The organism is Pedobacter sp. Leaf132, assembly GCF_920984695.1.
Taxonomy (GTDB): domain Bacteria; phylum Bacteroidota; class Bacteroidia; order Sphingobacteriales; family Sphingobacteriaceae; genus Pedobacter.
The window spans coordinates 181,286-206,957 of sequence record NZ_CAKLBO010000005.1 but is presented as its reverse complement, the minus strand read 5'-3'; the positions used below and the strand labels follow the sequence as shown (position 1 = coordinate 206,957).

Here is a 25,672-nt window from a genome sequence, read left to right as displayed (position 1 = left end):
TTAAAGGTTTATAATTAATGTTGCTTTATAAGTATTTCCATTGTTCGCAATTAGCAAATCATGTTTATCAGGGTAAATTAAATCTAACCTACGATGAATATTTACTAACCCAATGCCGCTGGTATGATCTTTTTGCGCATGGCTGATTTTATTACTCACTTCAAAACTTAACCTTTTTTGATAAACTTTTAAACGCACTCTTATTGGATGTTTTTCATCATTTAACACACCATGCTTAAATGCATTTTCTAAAAAGGGAATCAACATTAAAGCTGCAATTTTTTGTTCCTCTATTCCTTCCGCTTTAAAATCTACATAAAAATTAGGTTCAAATCGCATGCGGAAGAGTTCAATGTAGCTTTCCAGGTAATCAACTTCTTTGCTTAAACTAACTTTGCCATCCGGACTATCATTTAAAGTATAGCGCATTAAATCTGATAACCTAAGTACCGCATTAGCTAATTTATCTGAAACGGGAATCGCCAGCGAGTATACGTAATTTAAGGTATTGTATAAAAAATGTGGATTAATTTGCGATTTTAAAAAAGCTAATTCTGATTTTACCACCTCATCTTTCAGCTTTCTGTTTGCAATTTCAGTTCTAAAATTTTGCTGTATCGCATAAACCGCAGCCGGAACAACAAGAAATGCAATGCTGTAATAAATATTATCGGATATATATTTTGAGACAGGTGTATCATCCGAATAATTTTTCATACCGAACCATTCGAAATATAATATTTGCTCAATTAGATATCTCATGGAAATGAATATGGCAACTGTAAAAAGGATTCCGGCAATTAACTGAAATATCTTCTCACGCTTTAAAAAGCTGGGATAAAGCCACAAATAGCAAATATAAAATTCAACAATTTGTATAAAATTCATTGATATGTCAAATGCAGATTGCCTTAACGTAACACCTTTGATTAGTGCTTCACCATAAAAATAAGCCAACACAGCTATCCAGCATATAAAGTGTATAACAATGGTTCTGATTTTTCTCATATGGTAAAACTAGATAAAGTAATTCGCCTGATATATTTTGTTATGCAAAACGGCTCAAAAATTATCCCAACAGGTTGTTTACAACGATAAACTATAGAACCAGCAACATCCATACATTGCAGGCAAAGTGCCCAGAATTGCCTAAAGGACTAGCCAAATTTTTAAATCCAGCTTTCTCGTACATACCAATTGCTGTATTTAATTCGGGGAAAGATTCAAGGTAAACTTCATTGTAGCCGAAGTGCTGAGCTGATTCAATACTTTTTTCCATCAGCATTTTTCCAATACCTTTACCTCTTGATGCTGCAGAGACATAAAATTTTACCAGTTCTACGCAACCATCAGGTAAACCATCGGTTGGGTAAATGCCACATCCACCTAAAATTACACCATCTTCTTCGGCGAGCCAATAAACTGAACCTTCTTTCTCAAATAACTCATAAAGTGAATCTGTTGTCGGGTCGGTATATACTGTGCCAGGTTTATCAATCTTAAATTCTCTAAAAATAACTCTAATTACTTCTGCAATAATCGGATTATCTTTTCGCTCTATTTTTCTGATGGTTATTGACATTCTACAACAAATTTTGGGATATAACGCTTTGACAACATTCTGTTAACAATACAAAGGTACATTTACTTATATTTTATTTTATTTATGAATCAGATTTTTAGTTTATTTATACCCAAAGACAGAACATTCCAGCCGCTATTTGAAACAGGTGCAAAAAATTTGATTAATATTTCAGAAGCATTGGTTTTATATCTGCGCTCTAAAGACCAATCGGTTAAAGACAGGCTCTCTAAAGAAATAAAAAACATGGAAGCGGTTGGCGATAAGGCAACTAACACCATCTACGATGAGCTGAATAACAATTTTATTGTTCCGTTTGATAAACAAGACGTACATGCATTGGCTACAAGTATCGATGATATAGCCGATGAAATCCTTTCCATCCTGACGAAAATTGAGCTTTATCAATTAATCGACTTCAAAGAGCCAATTGTAAAATTTGCAGAAATCATTTGTAAAATGTGCACTATTCTTTCAGTTTCCATTAATGAAATTAAGGATTTTAAGAACAAACAGATAATTATCGATATCTGTACCGATATTAAACAATTAGAAAATAAAGCAGACAGGCTTTATGAACAATCAATTTCTATATTGTTCGAAAGTGAATTTGATGCAATCACGTTAATCAGGCAATCGGAGGTTTTGGCTCTATTTGAAAAAACAGCCGATAAATGCGGCGACTTAGCCATAACTATTGAAACAATTTTCCTTAAAAACGCCTAGTTTATACACTTTTCAAAATACTATTCTTTTAAATAGATTGTAAAATATCAAAACAAAAGACACGTAAAAACCTTTTGATATAAAAAGGTATTATGGAAAATCAAGATAAAAACCAAAATCCAAAAGCTGAACAGGATCCTCAGTCTTTAGTAGAAACTATTATTCCTTCAACATCAACAGAAGAAAGTAAAACGACTGAAGTGAAACACAAAATCACTTTAGAAACGCCAAAAACAGGTGCTGATGATGAAAATGTAAATAAAGAGGATGAAAACGATGCTGCAAACAAGAATAGCGAGCCAGAAAGCGCTAAACAAGAAGTTGAATCGGCAGATAATAAAGATGTTGATGATGATGAAGGCGATAAGATAGAAACCGTTGCTCCATAAAGTATTTGGCGAGATAATTGTTATATCGCTAAAATAATCTTACTTACTTGGTATTATGACACACATGAAAAAAACACTATTTTTTTGCCTTCTAACCATTACGATTTTTGGTTGCGGCATTAATAAACAGGCTCAGCAAATTAAAGCTTTAGAAGCCTGTACCTACAAAATAAAGAATGTAAATTCAATTACTTTAGCCGGTACTGATTTAAGCAAGCTCCTTAACCAACAAGATTTTAATATTGCAAGCCTGCCTGGCGTTGCTTTAGGTTTATTGAGAAAAGATATTCCACTCAGAGCAAACCTTAATCTTGAAATTACTAATCCATCTACAAACTTAGCTGCAATAAATCAGTTTGAATATAAAATATTGGTTAACAACACCGATTTAGCAGAAGGAATAGTAAACCAGCCGGTTAGCATTCCGCAAGGTCAAACCGTTATGGTTCCTGTACAAATGGGAAGCAATATTTATGGATTAATATCAAGCGGAAATGTTTTAAGCGACATTATTAAAGCAGCGCAAAAAGGCGCTAAAAACGATGATAAGCTTGGTTTATTGACGATAAAAATTAAGCCGACATTTATGATTGGCAACACACCAGTTAAATATCCTGGCTACATTACCATTAATAAAGACATTAGCAATAAAATATTATTGTAAAATAAAGTCACGTGTAGATGCAAAGCCTCCAAAATTTAAATAATTATGGAGGCTTTTGTATGCTTAAAACTTTTTAGACGGTTCTTTAACCATTCCTTTAAAGCCGCTCTGGTCTAATTGTTCAGAAACCAATTTAATTTCAGCTGATGATAACCTTTGTAAACTTGTTGTAGAATTTGCCCCTAGTGTAGCTGATTTAGCTGCCGTGGTTACAAAACTCCCGGTTCTTGCGTAAGTTAGCGCAAGGTTAAGTAAACTTTCACTTGCATCGCCCCAATCTTTCGTTAAGTCTTCGTAAGCTTCTTTATCTACCGCCAAACCCGAATAATAACCTCCAACACCTAATTGGTTCTTTGTTTCAAATTCTGGAATATACATTTCAACCTTATCAATTTTAATAGGGAAAAAACCAACAGGCTTACCATAAGTTTGTGTACCTATTAATTTTACATCCATAACCGGTTTCAAGCAATTAATGGTTAATTCGCTTGCGGATGCAGTTGCTTCGGTAACAATAAAATATACTCTGTTCAAATTTAATGAACCTGATTTTGCAAAACGCTCAATGTTATCTGCAGAAGTTGATGAATAATCTAAATCGGCATAGGTTGCATATTTACCATTTACGCCTCCTGTAAAACTTTGTATTTTACCTTGCGCATCGAGGAGTGGTTGATGCGATATAACCGTTGCTTTCTTCTGCTCCTTAGTTAAGTTATTTAACCCTTGCAGGTATGAATTATAATAAGAAGTATACATTACATTTCCATTCTGGCCAGATGGAGCCAGTATATCTATAATTTGAGTTGCAGTGCTCACATAACCGCCACCATTGTAGCGCAAATCTACAATTACTTCTGTTACGCCTTGTGTTGCAAAATTTGCAAATGTTGAGTTTATTGCAGCTGTAACATTGTTTGTATAACTGTTAAATACTACATAACCTACTTTTTTTGTCCCAACGGTATAAACGTTTGTAAACAGAATTGGATTTAAAGTATAGGTAGATTTTGAAACTGTAACGCTTTTACTAACGCCAGCTAAATCTGTAAAGGTTAAATTAATCGAAGCAGCAGTTCCAAATAATGCATCATTTAAAAAAGCCACATTACCTGAGCTGTAAGAGATATTTGTTCGACCATTTATTGCGGTTATTCTGCATCCTCTTGTTAATCCCTGTGCACTGGCTGGCGAATTTGGATAAACATATTTAATGCGTAAATCTGGAATGGTGTTGTACAAAACAGAAAAACCAAAATCATTTTCTGTACCATTTAAATCTGCCTTAAGTGCAGCTGTTTTTCCTGTTGCACCATAATCAAAAAATGAATATTTGGGAGAGGTGCTATTCGCAACATATTCATAAGGCAAACCTGTATCCGGATTTTTAGAATACTGCGTTATAGCGAACAGTTCAGTTTCATTACTACTAAAACTTCTTGGTTTAAATACTTCGTAAGTTGGCAACGAAGTATTCCAATAATAAAGTTCTTTAGCGTATAGAAAAATTGAATCTTTAGTAAGTTCATCCCGGGTACCTACCGGATTTACGGGTGTGGGCGGTACAACATCTGGCGAAGTGCTGTTTTTTTTACAAGCAGAAACCAAAATAAGGCCAAACAACACTGTTGATACTAGTGGTTTGATACAGAAATTTTTCATAAAAAATTGATTTCCAAAGGGATTTAATATAAATACGAATAAATAGGAACAATAGTTTACCTAAATGAGCGATTTATTAAATATACGCAATATTATAATTTTAAGTATGCATATGTTTTGTAAAGTTTATTTCAAAAACACCAAAAAAGCCTCTCATTGCTGAAAGGCCTTTTCTGTAATAATACAGGATGGGATGTTAAATTCTTCTATTTTTAGAACCGACTTATTTTAATAAGCCTTTATAAACATTAATTGCTTTATAAAAAAACTGATTGCTCAAACAAAGTATTTTAAAAGTTATAATCTATTCAATCCTTATCTAAATAAACAGGTTCGAATTGAACGATTATAAAGAGCGCTATATTAATTTAATGATGTGAATTTATTTAAAAGTAGCTTGTTAAAATAACAAAGTAGATGAAATGCCTGAAATAATCGATATACTTATTTCTGTAACTAATGGATAATTAAATATACAAAAAATATTTGTTTTTAATACTAATCAAACGTTTGTTTTACAATTAGAAGTAAATTTTGCATTACAATTTCAACTCATATTTTTAAGCTTTACAACTTTAATGTTTATTATATTTATATAGATATTTAACTGGGAATAATAAAATTGGAGAAACTATGGAAAAATTACAATTCGTAAAACAGATTAAAGCAAGTCCGGAAAAGGTTTGGAACATCTTATTTGGAGAAAAAACTTACAGTTTATGGACCACTCCTTTTGCCGAAAACTCAACAGTTGATACTGATTGGCAAAAAGGCAGCAAGGCTATTTTTGGAGATGGAACAGGCAATGGCATGATTGCGAGAATTAAGGAAAATATCCGCAATGAATATTTATCTATAGAACATCTTGGCGAAATTAAAGAAGGTAAGGAAGATTACGACAATAATTGGAGTGGCACCTTAGAAAATTACACTTTAGAAGCCACTGATGGTGGAACACTTTTAAAAATAGACATGGGCGTAGAAGATGAATGGAAACCTTATTTTAACGAAACCTGGCCAAAAGCCTTAGATAAAGTTGCTGAATTAGCGGAAGCTTAGATGAGCCAAAAATAATGGTTGATAAATTTGTTTTAAAACAAAAAGCCTTTCATTGCTGAAAGGCTTTTTAGGAAGTGGTGCCACCTGGATTCGAACCAGGGACACAAGGATTTTCAGTCCTTTGCTCTACCGACTGAGCTATGGCACCTCCCGTTTGGGCTTGCAAATGTAATATTCTTTTTTTCAAATCCAAGAATGCTTTTGCAAAAAATAACATTCTTTAATTCAAAATAAAAAAGCCTTTTATTTCTAAAAGGCTTTTGAAGTGGTGCCACCTGGATTCGAACCAGGGACACAAGGATTTTCAGTCCTTTGCTCTACCGACTGAGCTATGGCACCTCCCGTTTGGGATTGCAAATGTAGTGTTCTTTTTCCAAAAGCAAAATTTTTTTTTCAAAAACAAGCTCGCTAGCTGATTATCAATAAATTAATTTTTTTAAGCTTAAAATATATTTCGCTTTTAATAATTTAGAATAAATACAAACTGAAGTTTTTTTATGCATGCATAACAATTAATTTAAATTAAATATCCTAATTTAGCGCAACAATCCTAACTACATGGTGAGCCAAATCTTATTTCTTGCACTTACTGTTGCTGCAATAGCCCTTTTTACGGTTAATATGCGCAAAATTATCCGCAACATTCGTTTGGGTAAAGCTGTTGATCGAAATGATCAGCCACAAAAAAGATTGATGACCATGTTACGCGTAGCTTTTGGTCAGTCTAAAATGGTTGTAAAACCTATACCTGCATTTCTACACTTCTTCGTTTATATTGGTTTTGTTATCATCAATATAGAAGTATTAGAAATAATGATTGATGGCTTATTCGGCACACACAGAATTTTTCATGGTTTGGGCGGTTTATATAATTTCTTAATCGGTTCTTTCGAAATACTTGCCTTTACCGTTTGGTTAGCTTGTATCATCTTTTTTATCAGAAGAAATGTTTTAAACCTGAAACGCTTTAAAGGTGTTGAAATGACTAGTTGGCCAAAATCTGATGCCAATTACATTCTAATCACAGAGGTTTTGTTAATGACGGCTTTTCTGTTGATGAATGCAGCAGATGCAAAATTGCAGTTGTTAGGTTACGACCATTATGTATCTGCAGGCTCATTTCCTATCAGTCAGTTTTTGGTAAATTTACTGCCAAATTCCACTCAATCTCTTGTAATGATTGAAAGAAGTACCTGGTGGTTTCACATCATCGGCATTTTGGCCTTTTTAAATTACTTACCATATTCAAAACACTTTCACATACTATTCGCATTCCCAAATACGTATTATTCAAATCTAAATCCAAAAGGAGAATTTACAAACATGGCTTCTGTTACCAATGAAGTTAAAGCCATGCTCGACCCTTCATTTGTTCCGGCAGAAACCGAAGCTGGTAAGTTCGGCGCTAAAGATGCTACCGATTTAAATTGGGTAAACCTGATGAATGCCTATACTTGTACAGAATGTGGCCGCTGTACCTCAGTTTGTCCGGCTAATATAACAGGCAAGTTATTGTCGCCACGCAAAATTATGATGGATACCCGCGACAGAATTACTGAAATCGGGAAGAATATTGATAAACACGGAGCAGAGCATCAGGATGGAAAATCTTTATTGGATGATTATATTACCAGAGAAGAAATCTGGGCATGCACAAGTTGTAACGCATGTGTTCAGGCTTGCCCGGTAAACATCGATCCGCTACAAATTATTACTGAATTAAGGCGTTTTGCAGTGATGGAAGAATCTCAGGCACCAGGTAGCATTAATACAATGATGGGCAATATTGAAAACAATCAGGCACCCTGGAAATATTCTCCTGCTGACCGTTTTAATTGGGCAGAAGAAAATAATGGTTGAGGTTGAAACCAAAGTTAAAGATTAAAGAAAACGCTTAATACGTTATTTTCATCACGTCTTGATACTTGATACCTAATACTTGATACTAAATAGAACAGACAAAAAATGGAATTTAAAGTACCAACAATGGCCGAGTTAATGGCTGCAGGAGAAGAACCAGAAATATTATTTTGGGTGGGTTGTGCCGGGAGTTATGATGAACGGGCACAAAAAATCACACGTGATATTTGCAAGATCCTTCATCATGTTGGTATAAAATATGCAGTTTTAGGTACCGAAGAAAGCTGTACAGGCGACCCTGCAAAAAGAGCTGGCAATGAGTTTTTATTCCAGATGCAGGCCATGACAAATATTGAGGTTTTGAATGCCTACAATATCAAAAAAATTGTAACGGGTTGCCCGCATTGTTTCAATACCATTAAAAATGAATATCCGGGTTTGGGTGGAACTTATGATGTTATTCACCACACACAACTTATTCAGGATTTAATTAATGAAGGTAAATTAAAAGCTGAAGGCGGCGAAAGTTTCAAAGGCAAAAAAATTACTTATCATGATCCTTGCTATCTTGGCAGAGGAAACGGAATTTACGAAGCGCCCAGAAAAGCGCTTGAAGTTTTAGATGCACAGCTAGTAGAAATGAAACGTTGTAAAAGTAACGGTTTATGCTGCGGAGCAGGTGGTGCACAAATGTTTAAAGAACCAGAAAAAGGCAACAAAGACATTAATGTAGAGCGTATTGATGAAGCTTTGGAAACCAACCCACAAGTGATAGCTGCAGGTTGCCCATTCTGCATGACCATGTTAAGCGATGGAATCAAGTTAAAAGATAAAGAACAAGAGGTAAAAGTATTGGATATCGCTGAAATTACTGCAAGAGCAAACGGCTTATAATTTACTTTCCTTTAATTGAATAGTTTTGTTGGGCCCGATTCGGGTCAGGCTTTCTCTTATTTGATTTAAATCCTCGGCTTCAATATTTTTTAATGGAATTACTATACTCGCTGCCATCGAATCAACATCTCCTGCCCTATCATTATAAGTCTGAACAATTACATCATCGCTTTTTGTTCGCAAATATAATTTACCGGCTGTTGATGTTCCCAAATAATCCAAATCTTTAAATTTGGCAAGTTTAAATGCAAAGTATTCTACCTTTCCACTGTTAAAGTAACGCTTATATCTGCAAAAACCGTTGTTAGTAACATTTAGCTCGTACTTCTTTATCGTGCTACTTTCCTGCGCAAAATCATAGTGTTCTGTAAAGCTCTTTTGCAAATAATTTACGTATTCATCAACCGAATCTACTGATGAAAAAGCATATAAAAACATACATAGAATAGGAATACACAATAATCGCAAGCAGAATGTAAACTTTTTCATAGGGGTAGCGTTTTGATGAAAGCAAGTTAATTAAATTGATAAATTTGTAATATGATTTTTTCTCCACAATCAAGAGTTTGGATATACCAGAGCAACCGTAAATTAACATCGATTGAAGAAAGAGAAATTCTTCAAAAACTTGAGGCCTTTACCAGTCAGTGGAAAGCTCACGGCAACGAATTAATGGCAAAAGCCGAAATTCGCTACGGTTATTTTATTATTTTAATTGTTGATGAAGCCCAGGCAGGTATTACAGGTTGCTCAATAGACAGCTCTGTAAGAATCATTAAAGATATTGAGCAAACCCATGGGATTGATTTGTTCAATCGTTTCAATATAGCTTACAAGCTTGATGATGTGGTGCACGTTCAAGGCAAAGAAGATTTTGAAACTTTGGTAAACATTAAAAATGTAACACCAGAAACAATTGTTTTTAATAACATGGTTCAATCCTTGCAAGAACTAGAAACTAAATGGGAAATTCCCTTTAAAAACAGCTGGCATGCCCAGGTTTTTGCTCACCTACTTTAAAAATAATTCTATTCAACTTCACAGATATTTCGTAAAAAACTAATCCTCAATAAAATAAGAGGTTAATTTTATGTTAAATGCCAAAACAATTTGATTGGTTAAATCATTATATTGGTTAAATCAAACAATATCTATGGCACGCTGGTTAAAAATCTCCCTAAAAATAGTTTCAGCAATATTTATTTTAATCATTTTAACCTGGTTGGCCAGTGCATTTTACATCAGCAGAAATAAGAAAGAAATCTTAAGTTCCATTTTAGGGAAACTAAATAAAAACTTAAATGGAGAAATTACCGCAACCGGTATGGAACCCACATTACTTAAGAGTTTTCCCGGCGTATCAGTTTCTTTAAATGGTGTTTTATTACGAGATAGTTTATACAATCAGCACAAACACGATTTATTAAAAGCACAGGATATTGATGTTTCTTTAAACGTGCTATCTTTAATTGTAGGCGACGTAAACATTAATCAAATTGCCATCAATAATGCTTCCATTTACATTTATACCGATACTAACGGATATAGTAATACAAGTATTTTTAAAAGTAAAGCTACAAAAACAGAAAAAACTGATTCTAAAACACCAGATTTTGCGGTGCGAAAAATAGACTTAAACAAAGTAAACTTAGTAATTGAGAACAAGAAAAGATTTAAGCTGTTCAATTTCAATATCGACCAGGTTCAGGGCAGATTAAAATATCCTGATAGTGGCTGGACTGGTAAAATACGTTTACGAACAATGGTAAATAGCTTTGCTTTTAATACGCGAAAAGGCAGTTTCTTGAAAGATAAAGTTTTAGATGGGACACTTTCTGCACATTATAGTCGCAAAGACGATGCAGTTATATTAGAGCCTGAAATATTGAAAATTGGGGAGCATCCTTTTAAAATTGGTGCAAGGATAGATTTAGCTAAAGCTGGCTTTAACATTAGCATTGCAGTTGACCAAATCTTATTTAAAGATGTTGCTATGCTGCTTTCGCCAAATATTTCATCAAAACTTTTAAAATTTGGAATTGAAAAACCAATTGACATTAGAGGAAACATAATTGATGATGGTTCTGGGAAATATGGCGATCCGTTAATAAAAGTGGGAATTAAAGTTCGGGATAATGTAGTTAGTATACCCGCCGGGCAATTAACGGCGGCAAATTTTGATGGTTCTTTTACCAATCAAGATACCCTTGGCGGTATAATAGGTGACGAGAATTCTTCTATCAAATTCCATAACTTAACCGCTAAATATTTTAATGCACCTTTAAAAATAGACAGTTTTACTGTTAACAATTTAGCCAGACCTATTGCTACCGGATTGGTAACATCGCAATTTCCATTAACTAACCTAAATAATTCTATAGGAACTAACGATTTTGAGTTTAAAAACGGAACAGCCGATGTAAAACTGTATTGCAAAGCAGATATTGATAATTTCCGGTTTACAAAGCCAGTTGTTTCTGGCGCCATAAAAATCGCTAATGCTGATATTCTCTACATCCCACGCAAACTCCATTTAATAAAAAGTGCACTTAACATCAATTTCAATCAAAATAATTTAATAATAAATAATGGCCATTTTCAACTTGGTAAAAGTGAATTAAACGTTAATTGCAATATTGCTAATTTTGCAAATTTATATTATACCGACCCTGAGAAAATTGTGGTTAACCTGAGCATGTATAGCCCACAATTATATTTAAATGAGTTTTTACCTTTTTTAGGACCAAGAACTGTAAAGAAGAAAAGTAAATCTACAGGCGGCATGAAAACGGCTTCTAAAGAATTAAGTAATGTTTTAGAGCTATCTAAAATGAATATTCAACTTAAAGTTGATAAAGCTATCTATGATAAATTTACTGCCAAAAATTTAAATGCGGATGTTTCACTTAGAGGTTCGGGCATTTACTTCAATAAAATTAGTGTAGCGCATGCTGGTGGTTTACTAACGTTAGATGGAAACATTATTCAGGAAACAGGCTCGAATGTTTTTAAAATCAACTCAAAAATCAGCCACGTTAGCGTAAAGGATTTTTTCTATTCATTTGATAACTTTGGCCAAAACACAATAACGAACAAAAACCTGCAAGGCTATCTATCATCCTTAGTAAATATTTCTGGCAGAATCTCTCACGCTGGAAAAATTCTTCCCCGTTCTATAAATGGAAAAGTGGCCTTCAATTTAAAAAATGCAGCTTTAGTTAATTTCGAACCAATGGTTAAAGTGGGCAAATTTGCTTTTGCTAACCGTAATTTATCTGATGTAAGAATTAATAATTTAGATGGAACATTGATTGTGAAAGGTGATAAAGTAGAAATTAAGCCAATGCAAATTAATTCCAGTGCATTAAACTTTAATGTAAAAGGCATATATGCGCTAAACACCGGAACAAATGTAGAGATGGATATTCCCTTAAGAAATCCAAAAGGCGACGAAAACTTAACCAATAAAGAGAAACGCGAAGCCAGAATGAAAGGAATAGTACTTCACCTAAAAGCTATAGACGATGAGAAAGGTGGAATAAAAATCAGATGGAATAAAGAGCACGATTAATCTTACATATTAAGTAACAATTGTAACACACCTTTTGGGAGTGCCATAGAGTTTTATAGAAAATAGTATATTTGATCTAATCATTATGCTCTCAAAAAATCTATCCCAAATTCTCTCAATATTACTCTTATTTTCAGTCTACTCTTGTACTGATAAGAAAATAGCGAATTCCAAAATTTCTATCCAGGAAATTAATGGAAAGTTTAACTTATTAAAAAACGGAAAAGTTTTTAATATTAAAGGTGCCTCCGGTTACACAAATTTAGAAGAACTAAAAAAATCAGGTGGCAACTCCATTAGAATATGGGACACAACGCATGTGGACAAAATTCTAAATGAAGCAAACAAGCATGGCATTTCAGTTATAGTAGGTTTACCTATTCCGCCAAGTAAATATTTGGATTATTATAATAACGAAGCCAAGGTTGAGGCTGATTTTAAAAAAATTGAAGCATTGGTAAATCGCCTTAAAACCAACCCTGCTGTTTTGATGTGGTGTGTTGGTAACGAGCTGGTATTTCCAAACAAACCTAACTATTACCATTTCTATAAATCATTTAATCGTATTGTTGATATGATACACAAGGATGATCCCGACCATCCGGTAACGACTACGATGGTTAACTTCCAAAAAAATGATATTGTTAATATCAAATTAAGAACGAATATTGATATCATTTCCTTTAATATCTTTAGTAGAATATCTGAACTAAAGGATGACTTAAAAAATTTCAGTTGGTTTTGGGATGGACCTTATTTGATAACAGAGTGGAGTATTGATGGACCATGGGATGGCCATGTTGAAACTGCCTGGAAAGCCAAAATTGAGCCTACAAGTACCTCAAAAGCGAAGGCTTACATTGATAGGTATCAAAAGTATATGCCAACTAACGACCCACGATTTTTGGGTTCGTTCATTTTCTATTGGGGTCAGAAGCAAGAGATTACCCATACCTGGTTTAGCTTATTTGATGAATTCGGAAATAAAACTGAAGCTGCTTATGCCGTAGAAGAATTATGGAAAGGGAAAAAACTAGCTTACACCGGACCGAAAATTACCGATATAAATTTATCAGATAAAAAAGCGATAAGCAATATTTTGCTAAAGCCACAAGAAGCACAAAACGCCCGTATTAATGTTCCCGGAGATACAAGTAATTTAGAAATTAAGTGGGAAATATATCCAGAAGATTGGTTTAAGAAAAACAACGTAGATAATGTTGTGAGACCATCAAAAATTGGCGGTTTAATAATACGGCAATCTGGATTTAGTGTCAGGTTTAACGCACCGGGCATTGAAGGACCTTACAGATTGTTTGCAACTGTTTTTGATAAACAAGGAAATATAGCAACCGCAAATATTCCATTTTACGTAGTTGGTAATGAAAAATAAACCCGAAACTATAATTGCACCCTCAAAATGGGAACTGTTCCGTTTACGCATTATTATCATAGCTGGGGTTTTCGTGATGTTGCTCTTTTTAAACGAGGTTTTTAAAGGCACAGCAGAATATCCGGTATTATATTACATGCTAACCATAACCATCGTGTATACTTGCTCAAGGCTTATACACGAATGGATTCATTACTTTTATATAACCGTACCAACTGATAAAACGTTAAGTAAAGTATATACTGTGGATGTTTTTACAACATTTTGTAAAGGCGAGCCTTATAAAATGATTGAGGAAACACTTCAGGCTATAGTAAATATCACCTACCCACATCAATCTTATTTATGTGATGAATCTGATGACCCCTACTTCAAAGACTTATGCAGGCAATTAGGTGTTCATCATGTAACCAGAATAGAAAAAATTAATGCTAAAGCTGGAAATATTAATAACGCTTTACGTCAATCTAACGGAGAATTATGTGTGGTTTTAGATCCAGACCACGTTCCACAACCTGATTTTCTTGATCCTATAGTTGGTCATTTTAGTGATGAGAAAGTGGGCTACGTACAAATTGTGCAGGCATATAAAAATTATGGCGAAAGTCTTGTTGCAAAAGGTGCTGCACAACAAACCTTTCAGTTTTATGGTCCGATTATGATGACCATGAATAAGTATGGAACTGTACTTGCAATTGGGGCTAACTGCACATTTAGGAGGACGGCTCTGGAATCAATTGGCGGTCATGCTGCTGGCTTAGCCGAAGATATGAATACCGCGATGCATTTGCATGCTAAAGGCTGGAAATCGTTATATGTGCCGCAAGTATTAGCCAGAGGTTTGGTGCCTTCAACAATGTCTGCCTATTATTCGCAACAGTTAAAATGGTCAAGAGGTGTTTTCGAACTTTTGGTAACCTCCTATCCAAAACTTTTTAAAAATTTTACTTGGCAACAAAAAATTCATTATGCAGTAATTCCATTATACTATTTATCCGGATTAGTATTTCTGATGAATTTCTTGATTCCAATTCTGTCGTTAATATTTAATACCAGTCCGATAAATATCGATTTCCTCTATTTTATGCTCTATGCAGGACCTCTGGCCCTATTATCCTTTCTCATCAGGCTTTTTGTGCAACGTTGGGTTATGGAAGAAGAAGAAAGAGGTTTCCATGTTGTAGGCGGCCTATTAATGATTGGAACCTGGTGGATTTTTCTGATTGGATTATATTATACCATTTTAAGAAAAAAGGTTCCATATAACCCTACACCTAAAGATGGTAAGGAGGAGACCAGTTGGAGCATAAACATTCCAAATATTTCTATTATCGTTTTAACGATAGCGGCAATTATTTATGGTTTAAATTCAGATTGGAACCCATACAACTTAATAATGAGTGGATTTGGTCTCGTAAACTGCCTTATTCTTAGCTTTTCAATATTGGCGAGCAGGCAGGCTGGTTTTAGAAAGATAAAAGAAAGTAAGCCAGTTTTAAATACCATAATGTCTGGCCTGTCTGAATTTAAGAAAAGGTTTTGGCTGACTAGAAGATTTTTATACAAGCAAGTTAGGCGTTCGGCATTGTTAATAGCAACTTTGATTGCAGCTTGTATCGGATTTTGGTCTTTCAAAAATAACTTCATATCAGAAAAAGTGACCATCCCAAACTATAATAAAAATATTTTAATACCTGGAATATTCCTACCAGATAATACAAATGGATTATCCTCTGTAAAGAAAATTAACGAACAAGAGAATAAATCAAAACTCAATTTTGGCATCGTATCCCTTTATCTTTCATGGGGCGATGCTGAAAAATGCAAAGTCCCTAGGCAACTTATCGATTCGATCTATCAAAAAAAATCGATTCCGATGATAACCTGGGAACCCTGGCAAAGTTTATTTAATAATTCATCTAATTTAAAAGCTGAAATAATTGAGCAGAAGATTTTTAAACGCATTTTAGAGCATAAATTTGATACTTATTTAGCTGACTTCGCAGCACAAATAAAAAATATCAACAAACCAATATTTATTCGCTTTGCGCATGAAACAGACAACCCACTATATCCATGGAGCGCAACAGGATCAAACACGCCTGCTGAGTTTAAACAAGCTTGGGTGTACATACATCAATTTTTTGCTAAAGAAAATGTTAATAATGTAATTTGGGTTTGGAATCCGTGGAAAGCTGAAGCCATAGATGAATATTTTCCTGGCAACAATGTAGTAGATTGGATAGGTGTAACTAATCTGAACTATGGCACTTCTGATAAAAGTAGTTATTCTATGGAGCAACTTTATCTACCATTTCATCAAAACAAAATATTTAGAACAGGTTTACCTGTGATGCTTGCAGAAATGGGTTCTCTACATAAAGCTAAGCAAAGCGATTGGTTTAATCAGACTACACAAACGTTAAAAAATAAATTCCCGGAAATTAAGGCCTATATTTTATTCGATAGTTCAGTAGATATGAATTTACCTAATGGCTGGACAGGCGATAAACTGAATTGGCAAATAGAAAATTTTAATAGTTTTACTGAGCTTACAAAGCTGGAAAATAAACGTAGTAACTGGATTTTGTTTAATTATAATGTAGATAAACCACATCAAAATAGAATTACAACCAAAAACAACAAGAATCTTAAATTTTTAAATCAAATTAGAGGCATTAACTATAAAAAAAATCAAAACTGGTTTAGTAATGGAATCGTATTAAAAAAGCGTGATATAATTGAAGATTTAACTGAAATCAAAAAAATTGGCTTTAATACAATTAAGTTTTATGGACTTACCATTTACGACAAAACCATTTTAAAAGCCGCCGACGATAAAAATTTGAAAGTTGTTATGGGTTATTGGGTTCCTGAAAATGTAAGTTTGATAGGGGATAGCCTGGAAATGCAAAATTTAGCAGATGAGATTTTCAAAAGTATCAAAGAGCATAAAGATAATTCAAATATAATCATGTGGAATATTGCTAATAATCCAATGAAATCTTTACGTTTTAAAAATTTTAAACCCGATTTATATACAGAACAACAAGCATATTTTGTTTGGTTAAACACGTTAATTAAAAGAATAAAAACCATTGATAGCAGGCCATTAAGTGCAGATATTTATGTTGATGAACATCTTGAAGAGGATTACAACAAATTTGCACAAGCAATAACTGATATAGATTGTATAGGAGTGGTTGAGGAGGAAAGACAAAAAATGGAAGAAAAACTTCCTGAAGTAGAATCATTTTTAAGCAGCATTACACTAGAATCTTACTTAGCAGATAAAAATATCGCAACTGGTTTTTTCATCTCCAGATGGCAAGATGAAAAAACGACAAACTTTATATCTTTTAATGGTTTAAAGGATAATACAGATAAATTTAAAGTTGAGGCCTATCAATTGGCAAATCAATTAACTAATGGTAATCAGAAAATTGAAATACCACTCACTAAAATATTGCTACCTGCAACCACTATGTGGCCGAAAAGCCAGGTTACATTTAATGCATTAATTTTTGAAAATGGTCAATGGAAATTATCTGATGAGAAAAGTATTTTAAAATTTAGATGGGAAATTATTAAGTACGACCAATTTAAAAATCCTATAGAAGTTAAAGACGCTGGTACCGGCACTAATGGAAATATAACTGTACCAGATGATCCGGAAAATTATAGAATAAGACTATATGTATATAACGATAAAATGGTGCGTATTGTAGATTCTCAATTAAACATACGCCTAAAACGTAAGTAGCTTTAATTAGGGTTGAGTTTTTTTGATTAGATGTGAATAGAATTATCTTCAAAACGAATTTTTTGCGGGCATGTAAAAGATGGGATTAACATTGCCTATAACTTCTAATTTGAAGTGTTCATTTTAACTTAAAAATCTAATGGTCCAAGGCGCTTCATATTTCTTAATATTAGATATTGGCGGTGCCTGATGTAAGGCGTAGCATTTTTGGGTGTCCAACGACGTGGATTTGGGAAACATGATGCAATTAATGCTGCCTGATTTCTACTGAGTTTTTGGCAGGATTTGTTATAATATTCTTGTGCAGCTGCCTCGGCTCCGTAAATACCATCACCCATCTCAATCACATTTAAGTATACTTCTAAAATTCTTTCTTTACTCCAAAAAATCTCTATCAATAAAGTAAAATAAGCTTCAAAACCTTTTCTTATCCAAGAGCGACCAGGCCATAAAAACACATTTTTAGCTGTTTGCTGTGAAATTGTACTACCGCCTTTCACTTTTTTCCCTTTTGCATTACTCGCGAAAGCCTTTTCTATTGATTTAAAATCGAAGCCAATGTGTTTCAAAAAAAGTTGATCTTCGGCAGAAACGGCGGCCCTTTTCATGTTATCAGAAATATCTTCAAACCTGACCCATTTTTTCTCCAACTTAAAGGCTTTCCCATCAGCTTTACGTTCAATGTTGCGCAACACCATCAACAAAGTTATTGGCGGATTAATAAAACGAAGTGCAAGAACCCAGATAACCGAAACTAAAAGAAAATAAATAAAAACCTTTGTTGCTATATCAATTGATTTCTTTAACCAAGGTCTTTTAGTTGTAGTTCTTGATTTCGATTTTCGTTTTTTCGTCATGCTGCAAAGTTAGCAAAAACTTGTTCGAGATGTAATTTCTATCCAATCGTTATTGACATTTCGATTATCAAAACTAATAAAGCTTAAACATATTTGTATTTCAATGGTTAATTCAGAAAAGGATATTATGAGTCAGAAAATAGTTTTAATAACAGGCGGAAGCAAAGGCATAGGTTATGGAATTGCAGAATCGCTTTTAAAAAGTGGTTATAAAGTTGCCATTACAAGTAGAACAATAGATGGTGCAAATGAAGCTGCATCGAAATTGGTAGAATTTGGAGATATATTAGCTATAGAAGCAGATGTTAAAGATTTTGCTTCGCAGCAAGAAGCCGTAAATTTAATAGTTGAAAAGTGGGGAAGATTAGATGTGTTAATTGCTAATGCAGGTGTTGGACATTTTGCACCGATTGATGAAATTGGTATTGCAGAATGGAATGAGATTATTGATACTAATTTAACCGGCGTATTTTACAGCATTAAAGCTACCGTTGAGGAGATAAAGAAAAACCAGGGTTACATATTTACCATTTCCAGCCTGGCCGGAACTAATTTCTTTGCTGGCGGTTCGGCATACAATGCCAGTAAATTTGGCTTAACAGGTTTTACGCAATCTGTAATGCTCGATTTAAGAAAATACGGTGTTAAAGTAAGTACGATTATGCCGGGTTCTGTAGCTAGTCATTTTAATGAGCATAGCCCGAATGAGCAGGATGATGCATGGAAAATTCAACCTGAAGATATGGGTAAATTAGTGGTTGATTTACTTGCTATGCCAGCCAGAACACTACCGAGTAAAATTGAAATCAGGCCGACTACGCCTAAAGGATAGATGGATGGAAAATGGATGATGTGAAAGGGAAGATGGAAAAGTCTCCAATTTCTGTATCACCCACCTTACATTTCACATCTTCCATTATAAAAAAAGTCCTTTCAAATTAATGAAAGGACTTTTTTTATGTTTTAAAGAAATGCTTATTCGGCGATAACTTCGAAAGGAACCTGAACTTTCACTTCTTTGTGTAAGTTTAAGTTAGCAACGTATTCGCCAACAAATTTTGGTTCAGTTTCGAAAGTGATACGACGACGGTCAACATCAAAGCCTTGAGCTTTTAATGCTTCTGCAATTTGGATAGTGTTAACAGCACCAAATATTTTACCGCTTTCGCCAGCTTTAGCACCGATAGAAAGTTTAACATCAGTTAAACGTTCAGCAATACCTTCAGCATCTTTCTTAATTTTATCTTGTTTAAAAGCAGCTTGCTTTAAGTTCTCAGCTAATACTTTCTTTGAAGAAACGGTAGCTAAAGATGCAAATCCTTGCGGAATTAAATAGTTACGGCCATAACCTGGCTTTACTGTAACGATATCGTCTTTCTCGCCTAATGATTTAATATCTTGTTTTAAAATAATTTCCATATCAAATCCTCCTATTTTAATTGGTCAGCAACGAAAGGTAACAAACCGATGTGGCGTGCACGCTTAACAGCTTGTGCCACTTTGCGTTGAAATTTTAACGAAGTACCAGTTAAACGGCGTGGTAATAATTTACCTTGATCGTTAATAAATTTTAACAAAAAGTTTGCGTCTTTGTAATCAATGTATTTAATACCGTTTTTCCTGAAACGGCAATATTTTTTACGGTTATCCTCTACTTTAGGGGCAGTAACGTATTGAATTTGTTCTCTTGCCATTACGCTGCAACCTCCTTAGTTTTTTTGTTGAACGCACCGCTGCGTTTTTTAGCGTTATAAGCAACTGCATGTTTATCTAACCTGATGGTTAAGAAACGAAGCACACGCTCATCACGTTTTAATTGTAACTCTAATTTAGCAATCAAATCACCTGGAGCATTATACTCAGTTAAGTTGAAAAATCCGTTTGATTTTTTAGCGATCGGATACGCTAATTTTCTTAAACCCCAATTATCTTCGTGGATAATTTCGGCACCGCCATCAGTAAGAATAGCTTTGAATTTAGCCATAGCCTCTTTCGCAACTTCTTCTGATAACAACGGGGTTAGAACGATAACAGTTTCGTACTGATTCATTGTTATAAAATTTTTAATTTTTTAAGCCCGAGGTATATTACGGGGTTGCAAAAGTAACAATATAATTTTAATTTTCAAACGTTTAGCTAAAAATTCAGGTAAATTTAATGTTAGAAAAACTAAGCAATTATCTGAAAATCAAAAGCATCAGTTCTTTTGACTAAATCGGGTTTTGGATTGTTGCAATTTTTAAACAAAATGAACCAACTTTGCAAATGAGCCCCGATTGCAGTGAAAATACTTTTAAAAGATGTAGCAACCTTAAATCTGCTGCCATGCTGAGACACAGCCTGTACCAACACTTCGGTAGGCAGAATGACAGGAGCTTTTAAAAGATTGCCTGTCTGCGGTAGGCAGGTAACGAAAGCGGAACGGCAGTTACCTAAACGCACAGAAACCTGCGCTTCAAAAAAATATTCCTTCTGTTTTTACCAAAAAAAGGGTTACCTAAAAAGCTAACCCCTTTATAACAATTGTTATAAATTTAATTAGCGAGATTCGATTGTTTTGGTAAATTGTTGTTTGTTAGTAGTTACAATAAAGGTTAATTCTTTTGATGGCGTGCTGCCCACGTTAAATTTCTTAGTCAATTTAGCTCTGTTTGTAAAAGTTTCTTTATAAAGTTGTTCGTTAAATTCATTAATGATTTCAACTTCGATTGGGCTTTTATCAGCATTATCTAAACTAAGCGTAACCATAGCGCTGTCTTTTTCCAAAATGGGTTTAAAAACCTCTGTAATTTTTGGTTCAGAAACTTCTGCTTTATTGTTTACAATATTGATTTGGTATTGAGCCAATTGAGAACCTGTTGTTACGTTTAATGTATACTCACCATCTGGTAATTCATTTAAATCGTAAGTTTTGGTAGATGCACCAGATGCATGGATACTTTCCTGATAGATTAATCTATTATCAACAGCATCGTTTATAGCAAGCTCTATATCCTTTGCTTCGTCTATATAAAAACGGATAGATTTATTGTTTTCTGCTTTAACTTTTAAACTAACAACTTCATCATTTGCTTTAACTCCCGGAGCAGCAAATATTGCCGCTACAACAAGGCTGATTTTTATTAAGTTTTTCATGTATGTGAATTCTTTTAGATGAACAATTATTTAACACCACTAAATTACTACTGTTAAGCACGCATAGTTGATTGTATATTTTCAAACATCTATGCTATTTTACCCTTGAATTATAAATTCATATACAAATGAAACAATCAACCATAATTATTTTAGTATTTTTGTTATAAATGATGAAAAAAATTAAGCCAAGTTTTGAAGTTGTAGAGCCATCTTTTGGCAGCTCATTTTACTATTCTAAATATGTAGAAAATGAGAACAATAAGGCGCATTTATGGCATTACCATCCAGAAATTGAAATGGTTTATGTTAATGGCGGCTCGGGCAAGCGGCAAATTGGTAGTCACGTTTCTTATTACACAGATGGCGATTTGATTTTAATAGGGAGTAATTTACCGCATTGCGGATTTACAGATACCCAAACCGGAAATAAAACGGAGGTTGTTGTTCAAATGAAACCCGATTTTTTAGGCGCTGAGTTTTTAAAGCTAAAGGAAACCAGAGGAATTGCTAATTTATTTGAAAAGGCTAAATATGGCGTAGCTTTTGGAAAGGATACAATGAAACTTGTTGGTCCGGCTTTAGAAAAAATGCATAATGCATGGCCGCTTGAAAAACTATTGGCCTTACTTGGTATTTTGAGAGAGCTTGAGCAGGCATCTGATTATAAACTTTTAAATGCACAAAATTTTTCGCTGGAGATGCAGGTGCAAGACAACGACCGGATAAACATGATTTTTAATTATGTTAAGGATCATTTTTTGGAAGAAATTAGTTTAGAATACATTGCTGACATGTGTAGCATGACGGTCCCTTCCTTTTGTCGCTATTTTAAAAAGATTACCAAAAAAACATTTACGCGTTTTGTAAATGAGTACCGAATTGTACATGCATCTAAGCTTTTAGCAGAAAAACCAACAAGCATTGCAAATATTTGTTTTGAAAGCGGATTTAACAACTTCAGCCATTTTAATAAGCTTTTTAAAGAATTTACAGGGAAAAGTGCCTCGCAATATCGGCAAGAGCTAAAAGCGGTGATTAAGTAGGTTTAGGGTTTAGGGTTTAGGGTTTAGGGTTTAGGGTTTAGGGTTTAGGGTTTAGGGTTTAGGGTAAATTGTTTTATTGGTTAATTGTTTTATTGAAAGTTGTATTTTGGTTATTGATAATTGCTGTTTACTCATCTGATATTATTCTTTTCAACATTCCAACTTTACAACATTCCAACTCAACAAAAATTCCTATTTTCGTGCCGATGGAAAATTTTATAGTTTCTGCCCGTAAATATCGCCCGGCTACGTTCGAAACCGTAGTTGGACAATTGCATATTACAGGAACTTTAAAAAACGCCATTAAGAACAATCAATTAGCGCAGGCATTTTTATTCTGCGGTCCGCGTGGTGTTGGTAAAACAACTTGTGCCCGTATTTTAGCTAAAACCATAAACTGTACAAACCCTACAGCCGAAATGGAAGCTTGCGGCCAATGCGATAATTGCCAGTCTTTTCAAAACGGGCATTCCTTTAACGTTCATGAATTAGATGCAGCTTCAAACAATTCTGTTGATGATATCCGAAGTTTAATTGAGCAGGTAAGGATACCGCCACAAGCCGGAAAGTATAAAATTTATATTATTGATGAGGTTCACATGTTATCTCAAAGTGCATTTAACGCATTTTTGAAAACTTTAGAAGAACCACCATCTTATGCGATATTTATTTTAGCCACTACAGAAAAACACAAAATATTACCAACTATTTTATCGCGTTGCCAGATTTTTGATTTCAACCGCATCCAGGTTGATGATATTTCTGAGCATCTTGCTAAAATTGCCCAAAGGGAAAATATTGCTTATGAAACAGATGGTTTACACATCATTGCTCAAAAAGCAGATGGCGGTTTACGTGATGCGCTTTCGATGTTTGACCAAATTGCCAGTTATGCAAATAAGAACATTACATATAAGGCAGTAATTGACAACCTGAATATTTTAGATTACGATTACTTTTTTAAACTAACATCCTATTTAACGGCTGCACAGGTTAGCCAAACGCTACTTTTATTTGATGAAATATTAAACAATGGCTTTGATGGAAACAATTTCATTAATGGCCTTGCAACCCATTTCCGTAATTTATTGGTTGGAAAAGATACCGCCACAATTAAATTATTAGAGGTAAGCGAAAACATCCGACAGAAATACCTGGAGCAGTGTAAACAAACTGAATTATCATTTTTACTCACCGCATTGAACTTAGCCAATGCCTGCGATTTAAATTATAAAAATTCTAAAAATCAAAGGCTGCAAGTAGAGCTTGCACTAATAAAAATGTGCCACATACGGTCGGTAGTTCAACTCGCTCAACAGCCATTAAGCAATAATAATACAGCAACTGACCTAGATCAGGATAAAAAAAAAACTGATGTAAGTTCGGTTGAGAGTGAAAAGCTGAAAGCTGAAAGTTCCAATGAAGCAGAAAACTTAAAGCTAAAAGCGGAAAGTGAAATTCCGAATCCAATTAATCAGGAATCTGTTTCTCCAATTGCAGTAGATAAGCCTAAAGAAGTAACAAAAGCTAGTCCAACCCCTTCGGCAACATCAATCAGTATAAAAATTCCGAAAGCAAATGCTGCGAGTACACTCATTCCATCTTTAAATGATTTAGAACGTGTTGCAAGTGGAGAAGACGATGGAAAATCTAAAACAGTTACCGGTGAGGCTCGGGAACCTTTTACTTTTGAAAGGCTTCTGGAAGTATGGAATGCTTACATCCAAATTTTAAAGGCCAGCGATAAAATTAATTTATTTACCATTTTAAATAATTTTGCGCCTACGCTACTTAGTCCTGTTTTAATTGAAATAACGGTTGAGAGTAAAACACAAGAACAATTTGTAGTTCAGGAATCGGTAGAACTGATGAATTATCTACGAAAAGAATTACAAAATTTTGCTGTAGACATCTCATTCAAACAAATGGAACGGAAGCTTGAGAACAGGCTTTATGGAAACCGGGAGAAATATGATTATTTGCTCAACAAAAACCCGAAGCTTGAAGAATTAAGAAGGCGATTTAATTTAGATGTAAATCCATAAAAAAGCAGAATTAAAAAGAAATTAATTCTGCTTTTTTTTTACACTGCTATCAGTTAAAACAACTGAATCTTATTGTTCTGTAGCATCATTAATCGGATAGCCTTCTTCATCTAAATCATCCCTATCATCTTCAGGAGTGCGGGCCAAAATCTCATCCTCCGGACTAAGTTTTACACTTTCGCCATTATCTACATGCATACCTAATTCTTCTAAATTATCATCTGCAATGTCTTTATTTCTGGCATATTCATCACCAACGTATGGATTTGCTTCATCATAAGTAGAATCATCATCAACCGCTCCCGCAGCAACCGTTTCATAACCCATTGGGTGATCATAATCTTTATCTTCACCTTTTACATCAAGCTCATAGCTTTGTTTATGTTTATCGTAAGATAGATTTTCTTTGTTGATTTCGCTGTTTGTAGTGGTGCTGTGGATTTTATCCTGTGAACCTTTATTTTCGTTATCTGCCATGATGGTATCTCCTATTTAATTTTAATTATAACAACTGGGTTGGTGGATGGTTTTTGAATTTATTTAGGAATATAATATGTGATAATAAGAAATTATATGCGTTTTTAGATATTCAAACAATGCAAAGATATTTTAAATTTCAGAAACCTAAGCGCTTTGACACACTCACCGTTACAAGTGGTGATTTCCTCCTGCAGATACAATGGATTGTCGCAGATTTAGTAGTCGTCATTTCGACTGCAGCGAAGAAACCTTTAAATGCAACCTTAAATAAATATGTGGCTATTGGAAAAGCTCTATCTCCTGAAAATTCAGGACTGTGCTCCAGGCGGACGGAAGAGCATTAATAGTGATTTTGGCAACACCGGAGAAACCCAAAAATGCACAGTGAAGCTAATCTTTAATGTGATTACTTACAGTTTTTAGCAAAATAAAAAGGCTGTATCATGTTAAACGTTGTCACGTTGAGCCTGTCGAAATGTTTACAATATTAAGCCCTTCGACAAGCTCAGGATGACATCAAATCAGTGATACAGCCTGTTATATAAG

At 34.2% G+C, this 25,672-nt stretch carries 24 protein-coding genes and 2 tRNA genes; 14 read left to right on the top strand and 12 right to left on the bottom strand.

Annotation, left to right across the window (positions count from 1 at the left end; all coding sequences use genetic code 11):
• Both LUA86_RS11685 and LUA86_RS11680 read right to left on the bottom strand, forming a co-directional pair.
• Nucleotides 1-1,008 (bottom strand): sensor histidine kinase, encoded by a 1,008-nt coding sequence (locus tag LUA86_RS11685; protein ID WP_231462387.1) that lies wholly within the window; start codon nt 1,006-1,008, stop codon nt 1-3.
• Between the two features lie 91 nt (nt 1,009-1,099).
• Nucleotides 1,100-1,582 (bottom strand): GNAT family N-acetyltransferase, encoded by a 483-nt coding sequence (locus LUA86_RS11680; RefSeq protein ID WP_231462385.1) that lies wholly within the window; start codon nt 1,580-1,582, stop codon nt 1,100-1,102.
• Nucleotides 1,583-1,666: 84 nt separating this feature from the next.
• On the opposite strand from LUA86_RS11680, the gene LUA86_RS11675 reads away from it, so the two are divergent.
• The 3 genes from LUA86_RS11675 to LUA86_RS11665 all read left to right on the top strand — a co-directional run bounded on the left by LUA86_RS11675 (nt 1,667) and on the right by LUA86_RS11665 (nt 3,361).
• Nucleotides 1,667-2,308 (top strand): DUF47 domain-containing protein, encoded by a 642-nt coding sequence (locus LUA86_RS11675; protein ID WP_231462380.1) that lies wholly within the window; start codon nt 1,667-1,669, stop codon nt 2,306-2,308.
• Nucleotides 2,309-2,400: 92 nt separating this feature from the next.
• On the top strand, nt 2,401-2,697 hold the full coding sequence (locus LUA86_RS11670; RefSeq protein WP_231462372.1) for a hypothetical protein: 297 nt from the start codon (nt 2,401-2,403) through the stop codon (nt 2,695-2,697).
• 64 nt (nt 2,698-2,761) lie between these two features.
• Entirely contained in the window at nt 2,762-3,361 is a 600-nt protein-coding gene (locus LUA86_RS11665) for a hypothetical protein (RefSeq protein ID WP_231462332.1), read from the top strand.
• A 63-nt stretch (nt 3,362-3,424) separates the two neighbouring features.
• Here LUA86_RS11665 and LUA86_RS11660 read toward each other — a convergent pair whose 3' ends face one another.
• Nucleotides 3,425-5,023 (bottom strand): S41 family peptidase, encoded by a 1,599-nt coding sequence (locus tag LUA86_RS11660; RefSeq protein ID WP_231462330.1) that lies wholly within the window; start codon nt 5,021-5,023, stop codon nt 3,425-3,427.
• Between the two features lie 633 nt (nt 5,024-5,656).
• Between LUA86_RS11660 and LUA86_RS11655 the strand changes: the two genes are divergently transcribed.
• A complete protein-coding gene (locus LUA86_RS11655; RefSeq protein ID WP_231462328.1) occupies nt 5,657-6,082 on the top strand; it encodes an SRPBCC domain-containing protein in 426 nt (141 codons plus the stop codon).
• Between the two features lie 75 nt (nt 6,083-6,157).
• Here LUA86_RS11655 and LUA86_RS11650 read toward each other — a convergent pair.
• Both LUA86_RS11650 and LUA86_RS11645 read right to left on the bottom strand, forming a co-directional pair.
• Nucleotides 6,158-6,230: transfer RNA gene (locus tag LUA86_RS11650), tRNA-Phe, on the bottom strand.
• A 118-nt stretch (nt 6,231-6,348) separates the two neighbouring features.
• Nucleotides 6,349-6,421 (bottom strand) — tRNA-Phe (locus tag LUA86_RS11645).
• Nucleotides 6,422-6,640: 219 nt separating this feature from the next.
• Here LUA86_RS11645 and LUA86_RS11640 point away from each other — a divergent pair.
• Together LUA86_RS11640 and LUA86_RS11635 are read left to right on the top strand one after the other, a co-directional pair.
• Entirely contained in the window at nt 6,641-7,942 is a 1,302-nt protein-coding gene (locus LUA86_RS11640) for a 4Fe-4S dicluster domain-containing protein (protein WP_231462326.1), read from the top strand.
• A gap of 105 nt (nt 7,943-8,047) precedes the next feature.
• Complete coding sequence (locus LUA86_RS11635) at nt 8,048-8,836, top strand: (Fe-S)-binding protein (protein ID WP_231462324.1); 789 nt, start codon at nt 8,048-8,050, stop codon at nt 8,834-8,836.
• On the opposite strand, the gene LUA86_RS11630 is transcribed toward LUA86_RS11635, so the two are convergent.
• On the bottom strand, nt 8,831-9,325 hold the full coding sequence (locus tag LUA86_RS11630; RefSeq protein ID WP_231462322.1) for a hypothetical protein: 495 nt from the start codon (nt 9,323-9,325) through the stop codon (nt 8,831-8,833). The two genes, LUA86_RS11635 and LUA86_RS11630, sit on opposite strands and share 6 nt — an antisense overlap.
• A 51-nt stretch (nt 9,326-9,376) precedes the next feature.
• Here LUA86_RS11630 and LUA86_RS11625 point away from each other — a divergent pair, with 51 nt between their 5' ends.
• From LUA86_RS11625 to LUA86_RS11610, 4 genes are all read left to right on the top strand, one after another.
• Entirely contained in the window at nt 9,377-9,856 is a 480-nt protein-coding gene (locus LUA86_RS11625) for an ABC transporter ATPase (protein WP_231462315.1), read from the top strand.
• A gap of 133 nt (nt 9,857-9,989) precedes the next feature.
• Nucleotides 9,990-12,407 (top strand): AsmA-like C-terminal region-containing protein, encoded by a 2,418-nt coding sequence (locus tag LUA86_RS11620; RefSeq protein ID WP_231462306.1) that lies wholly within the window; start codon nt 9,990-9,992, stop codon nt 12,405-12,407.
• A gap of 85 nt (nt 12,408-12,492) precedes the next feature.
• Entirely contained in the window at nt 12,493-13,800 is a 1,308-nt protein-coding gene (locus tag LUA86_RS11615) for a glycoside hydrolase family 2 TIM barrel-domain containing protein (RefSeq protein ID WP_231462304.1), read from the top strand.
• Entirely contained in the window at nt 13,790-17,563 is a 3,774-nt protein-coding gene (locus tag LUA86_RS11610; RefSeq protein ID WP_231462301.1) for a glycosyltransferase family 2 protein, read from the top strand. The genes LUA86_RS11615 and LUA86_RS11610 overlap by 11 nt, the downstream gene beginning before the upstream one ends.
• A 128-nt stretch (nt 17,564-17,691) precedes the next feature.
• Here LUA86_RS11610 and mtgA read toward each other — a convergent pair whose 3' ends face one another.
• A complete protein-coding gene (gene mtgA, locus LUA86_RS11605; RefSeq protein ID WP_231462289.1) occupies nt 17,692-18,420 on the bottom strand; it encodes a monofunctional biosynthetic peptidoglycan transglycosylase in 729 nt (242 codons plus the stop codon).
• Nucleotides 18,421-18,523: 103 nt separating this feature from the next.
• Between mtgA and LUA86_RS11600 the strand changes: the two genes are divergently transcribed.
• Nucleotides 18,524-19,252, top strand: a complete 729-nt coding sequence (locus LUA86_RS11600) for an SDR family oxidoreductase (protein WP_231462287.1) — start codon at nt 18,524-18,526, stop codon at nt 19,250-19,252.
• Nucleotides 19,253-19,395: 143 nt separating this feature from the next.
• Here LUA86_RS11600 and rplI read toward each other — a convergent pair whose 3' ends face one another.
• The 4 genes from rplI to LUA86_RS11580 all read right to left on the bottom strand — a co-directional run bounded on the left by rplI (nt 19,396) and on the right by LUA86_RS11580 (nt 21,555).
• A complete protein-coding gene (rplI, locus tag LUA86_RS11595; protein ID WP_231462285.1) occupies nt 19,396-19,839 on the bottom strand; it encodes a 50S ribosomal protein L9 in 444 nt (147 codons plus the stop codon).
• Between the two features lie 11 nt (nt 19,840-19,850).
• Nucleotides 19,851-20,114 carry a 30S ribosomal protein S18 gene (gene rpsR, locus LUA86_RS11590; protein ID WP_056093004.1) on the bottom strand — a complete coding sequence of 88 codons (264 nt, stop codon included), beginning with the start codon at nt 20,112-20,114 and terminating at the stop codon, nt 19,851-19,853.
• Entirely contained in the window at nt 20,114-20,470 is a 357-nt protein-coding gene (gene rpsF / locus LUA86_RS11585; protein WP_231462283.1) for a 30S ribosomal protein S6, read from the bottom strand. The genes rpsR and rpsF overlap by 1 nt, the downstream gene beginning before the upstream one ends.
• Before the next feature lie 488 nt (nt 20,471-20,958).
• Entirely contained in the window at nt 20,959-21,555 is a 597-nt protein-coding gene (locus tag LUA86_RS11580; protein ID WP_231462275.1) for a hypothetical protein, read from the bottom strand.
• A 170-nt stretch (nt 21,556-21,725) separates the two neighbouring features.
• Between LUA86_RS11580 and LUA86_RS11575 the strand changes: the two genes are divergently transcribed.
• Both LUA86_RS11575 and LUA86_RS11570 read left to right on the top strand, forming a co-directional pair.
• Nucleotides 21,726-22,601 (top strand): AraC family transcriptional regulator, encoded by an 876-nt coding sequence (locus LUA86_RS11575; RefSeq protein WP_231462267.1) that lies wholly within the window; start codon nt 21,726-21,728, stop codon nt 22,599-22,601.
• A 206-nt stretch (nt 22,602-22,807) separates the two neighbouring features.
• The gene (locus tag LUA86_RS11570; RefSeq protein WP_231462265.1) at nt 22,808-24,646 is read left to right on the top strand and encodes a DNA polymerase III subunit gamma/tau; all 1,839 of its coding nucleotides are present in this window, start codon (nt 22,808-22,810) and stop codon (nt 24,644-24,646) included.
• Nucleotides 24,647-24,715: 69 nt separating this feature from the next.
• Here the strand turns inward: LUA86_RS11570 and LUA86_RS11565 are convergent, their stop codons facing one another.
• Nucleotides 24,716-25,123: a hypothetical protein gene (locus LUA86_RS11565; protein WP_231462258.1), complete on the bottom strand. Its 408-nt coding sequence runs from the start codon at nt 25,121-25,123 to the stop codon at nt 24,716-24,718.
• Nucleotides 25,124-25,242: 119 nt separating this feature from the next.
• Between LUA86_RS11565 and LUA86_RS11560 the strand changes: the two genes are divergently transcribed.
• Nucleotides 25,243-25,470 carry a hypothetical protein gene (locus LUA86_RS11560; RefSeq protein ID WP_231462251.1) on the top strand — a complete coding sequence of 76 codons (228 nt, stop codon included), beginning with the start codon at nt 25,243-25,245 and terminating at the stop codon, nt 25,468-25,470.
• The last annotated feature ends 202 nt before the right edge of the window (nt 25,471-25,672 follow it).